Source organism: Xenophilus sp. (genome assembly GCF_044462705.1).
Taxonomy (GTDB): Bacteria; Pseudomonadota; Gammaproteobacteria; order Burkholderiales; family Burkholderiaceae_C; genus Xenophilus; species Xenophilus azovorans.
In genome coordinates, this window is sequence record NZ_JBIQNC010000034.1 from 1 (window position 1) to 14,001 (window position 14,001).

The window sequence follows — 14,001 nt, forward strand, 5'->3', positions numbered from 1 at the left end:
GCCGCAGCGGTTCAGCGCGGCGCCTTCGGCATGGCGAACCAGGCATCGAAGCCGATGCTGCAGGTGCGCGCTCCGGGGCCGGGCACCAGGGTCTCGTCCTTCAGTTCGGCGCCGAAATAGCGCGCGTGCACGTCGGGCACCACGGTCCTCGGGTCATTCGAGGCGGCCTGGAAGCGCTGCACCAGGTCCGACAGGCGCGCGCGCTCCGGCCCGGCGATCTCGACCACGCCGTTGAGCGGCGCGCCCACGGTGTACTCCGCCACGGCGGCCGCCACGTCGTCCGAGGCGATCGGCTGCACGAAGGCGGGCGACAGGCGCACGCTGTCGCCCTGCGTGGCCGACTGCGCGATGGCGCCCAGGAACTCGAAGAACTGGGTGGAGTGCACGATGGTGTAGGGCAGGCCCGACTCGCGGATGAGCGCCTCCTGCGCGATCTTGGCGCGGAAGTAGCCGCTCTCGGTCAGCCGGTCGGTGCCCACCACCGACAGCGCGAGGTGATGGCGCACGCCGGCCTTCCTGCCCGCCGCCAGCAGGTTGCGGCCCGAGGTCTGGAAGAACTCCAGCACCGCCTTGTCCTCGAAGGACGGCGAGTTGGCCACGTCCAGCACCACCTGCGCCCCTTCCAGCGCCTGATCCAGCCCCTCGCCGGTGAGCGTGTTCACGCCCGAGGCCGGCGAGGCGGCAAGCACGTCGTGCCCGCCGGCGCGCAGCCGGTCCACGACCTTGGACCCGATGAGGCCGGAGCCCCCGATGACGACGATCTTCATGATGTTTCTCCTGTGGTTGTGCGGGTTCAGGCCAGGGCGGCCTTGTCGAGGCCGAAGAGCTTGTCCGCGGAGCCGGGCACGCTCTTGAACCCGATGTTCAGGCGGCTCCATGCGTTGGTGGACATCACCAGGAAGGTGAGGTCCGAGATCTCCTTCTCCGACAGCTGCGTGCGCACACGCTCGTACAGCTCGTCGGGCACGCCCTGGTCGGACAGCTGGGTCAGCGCCTCGGTCCAGGCCAGCGCGGCCCGTTCGCGCGGCGCGAACAGCGTCGACTCGCGCCACGCGGCCAGGTGGTACAGGCGCAGTTCGCGCTCGCCGTGCAGCCTGGCCTGCTTGACGTGCATGTCCAGGCAGAACGCGCAGCGGTTGATCTGGGAGGCGCGGATCACCACCAGATCGCGGATCGGCTCCTCGATGGCGCCCTCCTTGATGGCGTTGAGGAACTCGACGAACTTCTTCAGGAGTTCCGGCGATTGCTTGGCGTAGTCGACTCGTTGCGTCATGGCGATGTCCTTTCCGGGGCCTTCGGTCCCGGCTGTTCGAGGTGGAAGGGTGCGCGTCCGGCGTGAGCGTCGGACGTGGATTCATCGTAGGTTTCGGCCCTGCGCCGCGGTAGCCTCGATCCGGGCCGCTCGGTGTTGCATCGAATGCACCAATCGGCAGGGCCGCGGCCGCGGCGGCGCATGCAGTGCCGCCGCAGGGCGCTCAGGGTTCGCCGGCCTTCGAGGAAGCGGCCTCGACGATGATCCGGCCCACGCTGTGGGGCCTGGAGACCAGGACGGAATGGGACGCACCCCTGGCGACCACGGTCTTCACCGCCTTCGCGCGCTGCGCCATGAACGCCAGGGCCGCGGGCGGAATGTTCTTGTCGGCATCGCCATAGACGAACCAGGACGGGATGGTCTTCCACGCGGCCTGGGTCGCCCCTTCCGCAAGGGCGCCTTCGGTGACGGGGCGCTGCGACGCCGCCATCAGGCGGCCGGCGTCGGAGGGCACGTCCGCCGCGAACTGGCTCCAGAACTTGTCCTGTGCGATGTAGAGGTCGCGGGCGCCGTCGGGCAGGACGACCGGCGGGGCCAGCGCCTGTCCCAGCGTGCTGCCGGGGAACCTGGAGGACAGCTCGACCGCCGACTCGCCCGTGTCCGGCGCGAACGCCGCGACGAACACCAGCGCCCTGACGTTGGCCTGCCCATGCGCGGCGACGGAGATCACCGAGCCGCCGTACGAATGGCCCACCAGCACCACCGGTCCCTCGACGGAAGACACGAGCGCGCCGACGAAGGCAGCATCCGATGCCAGCCCGCGCAGCGGATTGGCGGCCGCGATGACGGGATAGTCCCGTGCGCGGAGATAGCGCACGACGGCGTTCCAGCTCGCCGACTCGGCGAAGGCGCCGTGCACGAGGATGACGGTCGGCTTCGGCGGTCCGGCGGACGCGGCCGCGCTGGCCGGCGTGGCGAGCTGCCACACGCAGAGGGCGAAGATCATGAGGGCGCGCATGAGGCGATGGATCGGTTTCACGTTGGCTCCTTTCGGTGTGTCTGGCCTGCCAGGGGATTCCGGCTTGTGCGGAGTGGTTGTCGCACCGGCGACGCAGGCACGTTGCCGCCGATCGACAAGGGATCTCGGGCTGTCGGTGCACCGTCAGTCGAAGCGCGCGTCGGCCACCGTACAGGGCATCGCCAGCATGGGCGCGCCGGCGTCGCCAGCCGCGGCGAGCGCGGCGCCGGACGGGTTCGCATCCTCGCGGGCGACTGCTCCCAGCGTGGCGGTCACGGTGAGGATGCAAAGCGCGATGTAGCTCCAGCTGCACAGGCGATCCACGGCGCTGCGCGGTGCTGTGCATCCGGCGCCGGCAGCCGCCATGTCCATCCGCGATGCCCTGGCAACGGCGGAACAGCGACGGCGTGCCGAGGACTGCAGTGGCATGGTGTGCGTTGGAGGGTGGATGGATTCGGCGGGCGTCTCCGCGTCCGGCGAGGACGCGGAGATGGAGAGCGCCATGCGTCGAAATCCTAGGTTCGGGAGTGGCGAGGCAGAAGGGCCCTCGCCAGGACCATCGTGTTGATCCGATGGCATCAATCCACCGGGCGCTGCGGCCGCACGCACGCCGGTGCGCAGCCGCGAACGCCTGCCGGGAGACTCCGTGCAGGGATGATCAGCTACAGATTCGCATGGAGGCTAGAGTGGACCTGCCTCGTTTCCGCGTGCATCGAGTCATGCAGGCGGGCATTCCTGGGCTTCCGGCGGTTCAGCGTGCGCGGGCGGCATCGGGTGAAGGCCGAAGTGGAAACCGGCGCGCATGGCGTCGAACCTGCAGCCCCATGACTGCAACGCAGCCGGCGCAGACATCAATCCAGGGTCCAGCGCGCCCTCGCAAGCCACGCCTTCCAAGCGCGCAACCCGCGCAACCGCTGTGCGCAGCGGCCGAGGCCCCCGCCCTCACATCCTCTCACCCAAGCCCCAAGCCCCAAACCGTCTGCCGCCCGGGCTCCTCCAAAGGCCGCGGTCGCCAATGCCTCAGCCGGCGTGGAAGCTCAGCACGAAGCGCCCGGCTTCCACCAGGCGGCTGCAATCGAGCAGCAAGCCGCACTCGTTCGCACGCAACGCCGGCAAGGTAGTGCGGTTCAAGACGATGCCGCTTCCCTCTGCCACCTCGCAGCCATCGAGCGCGAGCGTCCAGCGCCCCCGTTCGGCAAGCCGTCCGATTGCGACCTCGAGGTCGCCGTGCGCACCGGCGCAGCGGCGCAGTGCGAAATGCAATCGCGCCGCTGCCGGGTCGAAACGCGCCTGAAGCACGTCCACTGCGTCACCCACCTCCACCAGCGCGGGCTGGCGGCGCTGCTCGCCGTCGATGGGCTCGTTGTAGAGCTTCCACAGCCCGTCGGGCACATTGAGCGCTGCATAGCCCATCAGCACGTTGCCGCACATCGGCTCCATCAGTGTGCGGTGGCCTCGCGCGTCCTCCGGCGCGTCATTGCGCGGGAAGTAATAGCCGCCGTCGCGCCAAGTCGGCGACATGTAGCGCTCGGCATGGCGCTGCAGCCCGGCCAGCGTGGCCTCGTCGCCCATCTCCGAGGCCCAGGTCGCGGTCCAGCCGAAATCGGAGTCGTCGTTGACCACCTTCTGGCCCATGATCGGCGGACGCTCGGCCGAACGCACCGACAGCGCGCCATCCTCCCCCTCGATGAGCCAGCTGCGCACCTGCGCCGGGTAGTGGTTGCGGACGAAGTCGCGGTTCCACATGTTCATGAGCGTGCCGCACCAGGCGTCGGCCCAGGGCGAAGGGCCTGCGTTGTCGCGCACGGCCTTCGAGTCTTCCATGATCATCATGTTGTAGTGGCCGTTGGCACCCAGGCGGCCAAACTGTTCCCAAGCCTTCTGGTAGGCATCGGTCACCTCGGCGGCGACCGACCGGCCGTTGACCAGATCGTGCATGCGAAAGCCCAGGATGGCCGGCTGGTTGCAGATCTGGAACACGCAATTTGGTTCGCAGGCCACGCCCAGGTAGCCGCTCTCCACCATCTGCCAGTACACGGTCTCGTTCAGGCTGTTCTGGTCGTATTCGTAGCGCCGCTCCTTGCCACCCCAGAAGAAGGACCAATACCTGAATGTCAGTGCCCCGGGGGCCGCGTAGCGGTGGTCGTCGAACAAGTAGTCGTAGAGCAACGCCATCGACTGCACGTAGGCGCTGTACATGATGTTGTCGCGCGCGACCGGGTCCCACTCTTCCTGGAGCCGATCCGCCAGGTGCATGTTGAACACGCTGCCGCCGCGGCTGACGCGCGCCCAGTACATCCAGACCTCGGGCAGAAGCATCTTGTCCATCAGGCGCTCGAAGACCGGCTTGAACACACCCGGCGCAGCCGGCAGGCGATGCCGATGCGCCAGGGCCAGGGCGTAGGCCATGTACGCGATCTGGAAGCGGTAGCCGCCGAAGTCGTCCTGGCCCGCGCCACGCCCCTGCATCAGCGACCAGTCGTTCGGCGGCTGGCGCGAGAGGTTGGCGAAGTGGCGCAGGTGCCCCACCTGGCGATCGGTGAGCTCGTCATGGGCTGCGTCGATGGTCATGCGGTTCTTTCCTCCAGGTCGATACGCCGGGCGATCCAGGTCGCCAGGCAGGCGTTGACGCGTTCGGGCTGCTCCTGCTGCATCCAGTGGCCGCTGTCGACCACTGCCTCGCTGAGGTCGCTGCACAGGGCGCGCATGGGCGAGGCCAGTTGCGAGTCGCGGGTTTCGCAGATCCAGTCGAAGGCGGCATGCAGGAACAGCACCGGCACCGCCAGGCGCCCCGCATCGGGCGCAGCGGCCGCGAACGCGGCGTTGCGCTCCATGTTCATGTACCAGGCGTCGGGGCCGAAGAAGCCGTTGCATCGCAGCCGGTCGGCGTACTCGGCGAGCGCCTCCTCGGAGAGCACGGCGGGGTCGCGCGGCAGGTCGGGGGCGATGCCCGCGCCGCCGAACCAGCCGCCGTCGCGCCGCATCGTCGCGGTGCGGTAGGGCTTGCCGCGCCCCTCGGGGTCTCCGGAGCGCATCAGCGCCTTGACGGTACGCAACGGATCGGCCTCGAGCGCGGCGCGCGCCGCTTCGAAACTTTCCTGATAGTGGCACTGGTAGTCCCATTGGCCCGCGGGATACAGGGCCTGCGGATACACGTTGCGATCGACCAGCGGCAACAGGCTGTCGAGCGTGAAGCCGCGCGGCAGGTAGGGAACGCAAAGGTTCGCGACGCCCAGGCACTTTTCCGCATGGTGGCTCGCCATGCTCCAGACCACCGGCGAGCCCCAGTCGTGACCGACCCAGATGGCCTTGTCACGGCCCAGGTGCGCGAGCAGCTCCACCATGTCCTGCACGACCTGCGCCATCGCGTAGTCCGCGCATGCCGTATGCACCGTCGAGCCGCCATAGCCGCGCATGTCCGGCGCCACCACGCGAAAACCGAGCGCGGCGAAGCATTCGATCTGGTGGCGCCAGCTGACGGCGAGCTCGGGCCAACCGTGCACGAACACGATCAACGGCCCGTCTGCCAGTCCAGCCGCCAGGTAGCGGGTGGTGTGCCTCGGGGTTGCGCACTCGCGCACGGTGATCTCATGCCGCATGTCCGCCTGCCTCACATGCCGAGATAGGCGGCCTGCACGGCGGGGTCGGCGAGCAGCGCACGGCCCGGCCCCTCGAGCGTGATGCGGCCGGTCTCGATCACGTAGCCGCGGTCGGCGACGGCCAGCGCGGCGCGCGCGTTCTGCTCTACCAGCAGGATGGTCTTGCCCTCGTCGCGCAGCCGGCCGATGACACCGAAGATCTCTTTCACGATCAGCGGCGCCAGCCCCATCGAGGGCTCGTCGAGCAGCAGCAGGCGCGGCCGGCCCATCAGCGCGCGCGCCATGGCCAGCATCTGCTGCTGCCCGCCCGACAGCGTGCCGGCCGCCTGGCGCCGGAACTCGCCGAGGATGGGGAACAGCGCATACATCGCCGCCAGGTCGCCCTCGACCTGCGCGGGATCGTTGCGCACGAAGGCGCCGAGCCGCAGGTTGTCCTCCACCGTCATCGGCCCGAACACCTGCCGGCCCTCGGGCACCTGACAGATGCCGCGTTTCACGCGCAGGGCGCAGGGCGCGCGCACGATCAGCTCGCCATCGAAGACGATGGCGCCTGACGATACCGGCTGCACGCCCGAGATGGCACGCAGCAGCGTGGTCTTGCCCGCGCCGTTGGCGCCCACCAGCGCCACCAGCTCGCCTTCGCTCACCGCAAGGTCGACGGCGTGCAGCGCCTGGATGCGGCCGTAGTGGCTGGTCAAGCCCCTCACCTCGAGCAGCTTGCTCATCGACAGGTCTTCATGCATCGCGGGCCCCGCGTTCATGCCTCGGCACCCAGGTAGGCGGCAATCACCTCGGGGTCGTTGCGCACCTCGGCCGTGCCGCCGAGCGCCAGCCGGCGGCCATAGTGCAGCGCCAGGATGCGGTCCGACACCCCCATCACGAGCTTCATGTCGTGCTCGACGAGCACGACCGTGGTTCCGTTCTCGGCGATCCGGCGGATCAGCACCTCGATCTGCGCCGTCTCCGTGTGGTTGAGCCCGGCGGCAGGCTCGTCCATGAGCAGCAGCCGTGGCGACGTGGCCAGCGCGCGGGCGATCTCCAGCCGCTTGAGCGCGCCGTAGGACAGCTGGCTTGCCTGCGCCTTCGCGTCCGCGCCGACGCCCACGAAATCCATCAGCGCGTGCGCCCGCGCACGGCATTCCGCGTCGACACGGCGCAGCGCGGGCGGGCGGAACATGCCGCGCAGCAGGCCCGTGCCGAGCGACATGTGGGCGCCGATCATCACGTTGTCGACCGCGCTCATGTTCATGCACACCTGCAGGTTCTGGAAGGTGCGGCTCAGCCCCAGGCGCGCGAGCTTCTCGGGCGGCATGCCACCGACGTCGCGGCCGAACAGCGCGATGCGGCCGGCCGTGGGCCGGTAGATGCCGGTGACGAGATTGATCAGCGTGGTCTTGCCGGCGCCGTTGGGACCGATGATCGCGTGCACCGTGCCCGCGCGCACCTCGAAACTCAGGTCCTGGATCGCCTTCACCCCGCCGAAGGCGATGGACAGGCCCTCGACCTTCAGCGCATCGGCCGCCGGCGTGCTCATGGCGACCTCCTGGCGAACAGCCCCTTCAGGGTCGGCACGATGCCCGCGCGCATGAAGATCATTGCTGCCGTGAGGATGAGTCCGAGCAGCAGCGTCTCGAAGGACTCGAAGGCATGCAGCACCTGCGGCAGCAGCGTGATGATCGCCGCGCCGACGATCGATCCGAAGACCGAGGCGGTACCGCCCAGCACCACCATCATCACGAACTCGACCGAACGCGTCAGGCCCGCGGCGGCGGGCGTGAGGAAGCCGACGTAGTGCGCCATTAGGCTGCCCATGACGCTGGCCATCACGGCCGACAGCACGAACACGCGCGTCTTGAAGCGGCCGGCCTCGATGCCCACGGTGCGCGCTGCCACTTCCGAGCCGCGGATGGCCTGCAACGCGCGACCGGCCGGCGAGTCGACCAGGTTGGACGCAGCCCAGGTCGCCAGCAGCAGCAGCGCCGCCGTGAGCGCATACCAGGCCGGCTCACCCGACAGCGAAGTTCCGAGCACCGACAGCGCCGGCACCGCCATGCCGTCCGAGCCGCCGGTCCAGCGGGTCTCGTTGTTGAAGACGATGGCCGCGATGAGGCCGAGCGACAGCGTGGCCATCGCCAGGTGATGGCCGGCCAGGCGCAGGATCGGCCACGCGATGACGAAGGCCAGCACGCCTGTCGCTATCGCGCCGGCGGCCAGCGCGGCCAGCGGCGGCCAGTCGAAATGCGTCGTCAGGATCGCCGACGCGTAGGCACCGAAGCCGAAGAAGGCCGCGTGCCCCAGGCTGATCTGCCCCGCGTAGCCGAAGAGCAGGTTGAGGCCGATCACAACCACCGCGTTGATGGCGATGCGGATCGCGATGTCGTAGGCGAAGCTGCTCGGTCCCAGCAGCGGGAACAGCAGCAGCAGCGCCGCGAGCAGCGCGAGGCCTGCATGGCGGTTTGAGAATCTCATACGCGCTCCGTCACCCGCGCGCCGAACAGGCCGCGCGGCAAGAACATCAACACCAGCAGGATCAGCACGAAGGCCACCGCATCCTTGTAGGCGGCGGAGACATAGCCCGCGGCCAGCGCCTCCATCACGCCCAGCACCAGGCCGCCGACGATCGCGCCCGGCCCGCTGCCGATGCCTCCGAGCGCCGCGGCCGCGAAGCCCTTGAGGCCGAGCACCACGCCAGCGTCGTAGCTCGTGAAGGTGATCGGCGCGGTGATGACGCCGCCGATGGCGCCAAGCGCGCCCGACATCGCGAACGACACGAGCATCACCCGGTCGGTCCCGATGCCCACCAGCGCGGCGGCCAGCGGGTTGTGCGAGGTCGCGAGCATGCCCTTGCCCGAGAGCGTGCGGCCGAAGTACCAGGCCAGCACCACGACCACCGCCAGCGTCACGCCCAGAACCCACAGGCTCTGCGGCACCAGCGTGGCACCCGCGACGCGCAGCGGCGCGTCGCCCGAGAATGCAGGCAGCGCGTGATTGCCCTTGCCGAGCACGACCTGCACGACTCCGCGGATCACGAGCGCGACACCCAGCGTGATGATCAGCAGGGTGATCAGCGGCGCGCCGCGCGCCGGCCGTACCGCGAACCGTTCCATGCAGGCGCCGGTGAGCACCGATGCGAGGATGGCCGCGGCGACCGCCAGCGGCAGGCCGCTGCCGGCCTCGACCATGGCCGTCGCCGTCATGGCGCCGAGCATGATGAACTCGCCCTGCGCGAAGTTCACGATGTGGCTCGCGTTGTAGATCAGCGCGTAGCCGAGCGCCGCGAGCGCGTACATCGCGCCGACCGTCAGGCCGGAAAAGAGGAACTGCAGCAGTTCAGACAACATGGTCGCTCCCATGCCGGCGCGCCGGCATGCTCATTTCACGAGCTCGAAGCGGCCGTTGCGCACTTCGATGATGCGCAGCGAGTCGGTCGTCAGGCCGTTGTGGTTGGCAGGCGTCATGGTGAAGGTGCCGTTCAGTCCCACCAGCCCCCTGGTCGATTCGATCGCGTCGCGCAGCTTCGCCTTGTCGGTGCCGTTGGCGCGCCTGATGCCGTCGACCGCAATGGCCAGTGCATCCGCCACGTTGCCGCCGAAGGGCGAGGCGTCGACCTTGTAGGCTTCCTTGAAGCTGCGGTAGTAGTCGAGCGAGGGTGCCTTCTGCGGATCGCCGTCTTCCAGTGCGTCCGGCACGACGAAGCCCGTGGTCGGCATGCGCACGCCTTCGGTAGGCGCGCCGCCGAGCTTGATGAACTCCTGGTTGACCGCGGCATGCGGCATGTAGACCGGAAGCTTGAAGCCCATCTGCGCGTAGTTCTTGATCGCGACGGCCGGGCTGGTGCCCGCGCCGCAGAAGATCAGCATGGCCTGGAGGTCCTGCAGGTTGCGCAGGCGGGTGAACTGCGGCGTGATGTCCGTGTCCTTCGGCCCGTAGCTTTCCTCGCCCACGACCGTGATGCCGAACCGGGCCGCCGCCGCCGTGACCTCCTTGCGCCCGGACTGGCCGAAGCCGCTGGTTTCCGAGAGCAGCGCGATGCGCTTGATGCCGCGCTCCTGCATGTCCTGCAGGATGCGCTCGGCCACCATGCGGTCGGAGTGCGGCGTCTTGAAGACCCACTTCTTCACCGGATCGACGAGCGCAAGCCCGCCCCCCGTCGAGACGAAGGGCACGCCGGCGCGCTCGGCGTAGGGCACGATCGCCATCGCGGTGGGCGTGACCGTGCCGCCCAGCAGCACATCGACCTTGTCGGTGTCGACCAGGCGCTTGGCGAAAGTGTTCGCGTTATTCGGGTCGGACTGGTCGTCGTAGACGGTGAGCACGATCTTGCGGCCCAGCAGGCCACCACGCTCGTTCAGCCGTTTGACATGCAGCTCCAGTGTCTTTTGCTGCGGATCGCCGATGAATCCGACCGGCCCCGTCACCGACAGAATGGCGCCGATGCGGATCGGCTCGCCCTGGGCCTGCGCGGCGAGGCTGGCGGTGAGCCCCGCGAGGGCGAGAAGGGCATGGCGAATGAAGGGTCTCATGGTTGTCTCCGTCTGGTTGTGGGGTCAGGCGCTCATGCGCATCTGCAGCTTGATCTGGCCAGGTGGCAGCCGGCCTTCGAGCAGCCGCGTGAACATCTGCTCGGCCTGCTCGAAGGGCACGGCATGCACCCAGCGCGTGTCGAGACCGGGCAGCATCGCGACGGCCTCACGGAACTCGTCGGGCGTGTAGCCGAACGATCCCTTCACGGTGCGCTCGCCGCCGATCAACGGCCCTGCGGGGACCGCCATGTCGGCGCTGTGCAGGCCGATGAGCACGGCCATGCCGCCCGGGCGCACCTTGAGCACGGCGTCGCGCCGCGTGGCCGAGGCGCCCACCGAATCGAAGATCACGTCGAAGCTGCCCTCGATGGCCTCGGCCGTGCGGTCGGCGCCGCCTGCCTCGGCGAAGGCGCGCCGCTCGACCGACAGGTCGGTCACCATCACGTCCTTCACGCCGAAGCGCTTGAGCACGAACAGCAGCGACAGCCCGATCGAGCCCGCGCCGAGGATCGCGACCGGACCGCTGCCGATCGCCTGGGCGCCGAGGCGGTAGGCGTGCAACGCGGTGGCGACCGGATCGGCCATCGCGGCCTGCGTGATCGTCGCGCGGCCTGCCGGCACGAGGTTGCCCTCGTGCACCGCGACCGCTTCGGCGAAGCCGCCGTCGCGGTGCACGCCGATCACCTGGCGGCGTTCGCACAGGTGGGCGCGACCTTCGCCGCAGGCGCGGCAGCGGCCGCAGGCCAGCAGCGGATTGATGATGACGCGCTCGCCGGTGTCCTCGCGCAGCCCCACGAACTCGTGGCCGAGCGTCACCGGCGCCTCGGCCTTGGGTCGCTCGTCGCGCACCACGCACATGTCGGTGCCGCAGACGCCTGCCTGCAGCACGCGGACCATCACCTCGCCGCTGCCGGCACGCGGCGCTGGAATCTCCAGTTGCCGGACCGTCGCGTCGCCCACGTAGACCAGTGCCTTCATGCGTGTCTCCGGGGTCAGGCGGCCGGTGCCGACGGCTTGCGCGCGGCGAGGCTCGGGTAGCGCTGCATCGAGGCACCGCCGTCCACGTAGAGGGTCTGGCCCGTCACGTAGGCCGCGTCGTCGCTCGCGAGGTAGGCGATCGCCGCCGCGATGTCCTCGGGCCGGGCCGGGCGCTGCAGCGGGATGTTGTCGAGAAAGGCCTCGCGCGCGACCGGGTCGGCGAGCAGGCGCGCCACCATCGGCGTGTCGGTGAGGCCCGGCCCCACCGATGCGACGCGGATGCCCTGCGCCGCGAGCTCGAGCGCCGCGACGCGTCCGAGCATCTCCACGCCGGCCTTCGCCGCGCAATAGGCCGCCAGCCCCTCGCCGGGCTGCCGCGCATTGGTCGAGGCGATGTTGACGATCACCGCCGGACCGCCCTGCGCGATCATCTGCCGCGCCTGTGCTTGCAGCGAGACGAAGACGCCCGTGAGGCACACGTCGAGCACGTGCCGCCAGGTTTCGAGTGTGGTGTCGACCAGGCGCGCACTGGCTCCCACGCCAGCCGCATTCACGGCAATGTCGAGCCGATCGAACGCGGCGGCCGTGGCCTCGACGGCGCGCTGCATGTCGGTGGCGTTCGCCACGTCCGCGGCGATCGCCAGCGCGCCGCCGCCGATCGCATCGGCGGTCGCGCGCGCGGCGGCTGCATCGCGGTCGAGGCAGGCGATGCGTGCGCCCTCCTCGGCCAGGCGCATGCAGATGGCGCGCCCGATGCCGGAGCCTGCGCCGGTGACCAGGGCCGCGCGGCCCTCGAGTCTCTTGCTTGGCGGCGTCATCTCAGGCCTCCAGGTCATCGGCATAGGGAACAAAGTTCCGTTCGGCGTCGCGCTCGGCCATGCGGCCGACGAAGCGCTGCGTGATCGGGTGCATCACGCCCGGGTCCGTCATCACGTTCACGCAGGCGGGTCGGTTCGACGCCAGTGCACGCGCGAGCGCCGCGTCGAGCTGTGCCACGTCCTCGACGAACTCCGCGTGGCAGCCGAAGCCGGCAGCGGCCTGCTCGTAGCGCGTACGGCCAAGGTCACTGACCATGCGCCGGCCCTCGCCGTACATCAGGTCCTGCCCGTGCGCCGACATGCCCCACATCTGGTCGTTGTTGACGACCACGACCACCGGCAGCTCGTGCCGCACCAGGGTGTCGAACTCCGCGAAGTTGAAACCGATCGAGCCGTCGCCGGTGAACAGCACGACACGCCGCCCGGGGTTGGCCACCTGCGCGCCGACCGCCAGAGGCAGGCCCTCGCCCATACAGCCCACGTAGCCGTGGCCGAGCCAGCGGCCGGGCGCGTCGCTGTGCGCCGTCAAATCGATCCACGAATGCGACTCGCCGCCATCGAGGCAGACGACTGCATCGCGCGGCAGCGCCGCGGCCACCGCAGCCGCGAGGCGGTAGGGATGCACGGGGCCGCAGTCGGCCGCCGCCACCTGCGCGAAGTTCCGCTTCGACGCCGCACCGACGGCGCACAGGCGATGCGCCCATGCGGTGGTGTCAGGCAGCGGCGCGACCTCGGTGGCGGCCAGCAGCGCGCGCAGCGTCTCGCCGCAGTCGGCCGCCACCGACAGGTCGGGCTCGCGGATACGCCCCATTTCGCCGGGCTCGATGTCGACCTGCACGATCGTCGCCTCGTCCGGCAGGAAGGACTTGCGGCGACCGCCGGTATAGATGCCGAAGCGAGCGCCCAGCACCAGCAGCAGGTCGGGCACCAGGTCCTGGCCGCGCGCCGGCGCCAGCGTCGCGTAGCCGCGGCCCCACAGCGCGTGGTCGGTGGGCAGCACGCCGCGCGACTTGGCATTGGTGAGCACGGGAATGCCAGAGCGCTCGGCGAAGGCTCGCAGCTCGGCGGCGCAGCCGGCATAGAGCGTGCCGCCGCCGGCGAGGATCACGGGGCGTTGCGCACGGCGCAGCAGAGCGACGATGCGCGCCACCGCATCGGCCGTGGGCGCGGGCCGCGTCGGCGCGCCCGCCGGATCGAGGTGCCGTACCTCCTCGGGCGCGATCAGGCCGAACATGACATCGATCGGGATCTCGACATACACCGGTCCGGGACGTCCTGTGGTCGCCTTGCGGATCGCCTGCCCCACGAGATCGGCCAGGCGATTGATGTGCGGCACCTGCACCGCCCACTTGGTGACCGAGCGCATCACCGCCATTTGATCGACGCCGCCGTTGACCGGCAGCGCGTCGAGGTCCTGCAGCGGCGCTGCCCCGCCGATGACCAGCATCGGCACGCAGTCCGCCAGCGCATTGGCCACCGGCGAGACCACGTTGGTGATGCCGCCGCCAGCCGTCACCAGCGCCACGCCGATGCGGCCGGTGCTGCGGGCATAGGCCGAGGCGGCGAAACCGGCGGCCTGCTCGTGGCGCGTGTCGACCACGCGCAGGCCGGCGTCGCGCGCGGCCTGGTAGGCCGAATCGAGGTGGCCGCCATGCAGGGTGAATGCGGTGTCGGTGCCGAAGCGCCGGAGGACGTCGATCAGGATCTGGCCGCCATTGAGTTTCGCCACGGATGCTCTCCAGAGTGCGCTTCGAGCGCGTTACCGAAAGAAGACGCGTCCGTTCTGAAGGACGCGCTTCGTTGGTGGCGGACT

The 14,001-nt window shown here is 69.8% G+C and carries 14 protein-coding genes; all 14 read right to left on the bottom strand.

Annotated features, from left to right (window positions below; genetic code table 11):
* Nucleotides 1-11: 11 nt before the first annotated feature.
* Nucleotides 12-767, bottom strand: coding sequence for an SDR family oxidoreductase (locus tag ACIY1X_RS08000; RefSeq protein WP_399679660.1), 756 nt, complete (start codon nt 765-767; stop codon nt 12-14).
* 26 nt (nt 768-793) lie between these two features.
* Nucleotides 794-1,273, bottom strand: a complete 480-nt coding sequence (locus ACIY1X_RS08005; protein ID WP_038211780.1) for a carboxymuconolactone decarboxylase family protein — start codon at nt 1,271-1,273, stop codon at nt 794-796.
* A gap of 202 nt (nt 1,274-1,475) precedes the next feature.
* The gene (locus tag ACIY1X_RS08010) at nt 1,476-2,240 is read right to left on the bottom strand and encodes an alpha/beta fold hydrolase (protein WP_399679662.1); all 765 of its coding nucleotides are present in this window, start codon (nt 2,238-2,240) and stop codon (nt 1,476-1,478) included.
* A 174-nt stretch (nt 2,241-2,414) separates the two neighbouring features.
* Nucleotides 2,415-2,774, bottom strand: coding sequence for a hypothetical protein (locus tag ACIY1X_RS08015; RefSeq protein WP_399679664.1), 360 nt, complete (start codon nt 2,772-2,774; stop codon nt 2,415-2,417).
* A 516-nt stretch (nt 2,775-3,290) separates the two neighbouring features.
* Nucleotides 3,291-4,841 (bottom strand): hypothetical protein, encoded by a 1,551-nt coding sequence (locus tag ACIY1X_RS08020; RefSeq protein ID WP_038211777.1) that lies wholly within the window; start codon nt 4,839-4,841, stop codon nt 3,291-3,293.
* Nucleotides 4,838-5,884, bottom strand: a complete 1,047-nt coding sequence (locus ACIY1X_RS08025; protein ID WP_399679666.1) for an alpha/beta hydrolase — start codon at nt 5,882-5,884, stop codon at nt 4,838-4,840. Before ACIY1X_RS08025 ends, ACIY1X_RS08020 begins: the two co-directional genes overlap by 4 nt.
* Nucleotides 5,881-6,585: an ABC transporter ATP-binding protein gene (locus ACIY1X_RS08030; protein WP_399679691.1), complete on the bottom strand. Its 705-nt coding sequence runs from the start codon at nt 6,583-6,585 to the stop codon at nt 5,881-5,883. The genes ACIY1X_RS08025 and ACIY1X_RS08030 overlap by 4 nt, the downstream gene beginning before the upstream one ends.
* Nucleotides 6,586-6,626: 41 nt before the next feature.
* Nucleotides 6,627-7,403, bottom strand: a complete 777-nt coding sequence (locus ACIY1X_RS08035; protein WP_399679668.1) for an ABC transporter ATP-binding protein — start codon at nt 7,401-7,403, stop codon at nt 6,627-6,629.
* Nucleotides 7,400-8,338, bottom strand: coding sequence for a branched-chain amino acid ABC transporter permease (locus tag ACIY1X_RS08040; RefSeq protein ID WP_399679669.1), 939 nt, complete (start codon nt 8,336-8,338; stop codon nt 7,400-7,402). Before ACIY1X_RS08040 ends, ACIY1X_RS08035 begins: the two co-directional genes overlap by 4 nt.
* Nucleotides 8,335-9,210 (bottom strand): branched-chain amino acid ABC transporter permease, encoded by an 876-nt coding sequence (locus ACIY1X_RS08045; RefSeq protein WP_399679670.1) that lies wholly within the window; start codon nt 9,208-9,210, stop codon nt 8,335-8,337. The genes ACIY1X_RS08040 and ACIY1X_RS08045 overlap by 4 nt, the downstream gene beginning before the upstream one ends.
* Nucleotides 9,211-9,240: 30 nt before the next feature.
* A complete protein-coding gene (locus ACIY1X_RS08050) occupies nt 9,241-10,392 on the bottom strand; it encodes an ABC transporter substrate-binding protein (protein WP_399679671.1) in 1,152 nt (383 codons plus the stop codon).
* Nucleotides 10,393-10,416: 24 nt separating this feature from the next.
* Nucleotides 10,417-11,370 (bottom strand): zinc-binding dehydrogenase, encoded by a 954-nt coding sequence (locus ACIY1X_RS08055; protein WP_038211763.1) that lies wholly within the window; start codon nt 11,368-11,370, stop codon nt 10,417-10,419.
* Between the two features lie 14 nt (nt 11,371-11,384).
* Nucleotides 11,385-12,212 (bottom strand): SDR family NAD(P)-dependent oxidoreductase, encoded by an 828-nt coding sequence (locus ACIY1X_RS08060; RefSeq protein WP_399679673.1) that lies wholly within the window; start codon nt 12,210-12,212, stop codon nt 11,385-11,387.
* Nucleotides 12,190-13,917: a thiamine pyrophosphate-binding protein gene (locus ACIY1X_RS08065; RefSeq protein WP_399679674.1), complete on the bottom strand. Its 1,728-nt coding sequence runs from the start codon at nt 13,915-13,917 to the stop codon at nt 12,190-12,192. Before ACIY1X_RS08065 ends, ACIY1X_RS08060 begins: the two co-directional genes overlap by 23 nt.
* Nucleotides 13,918-14,001 lie beyond the last annotated feature (84 nt).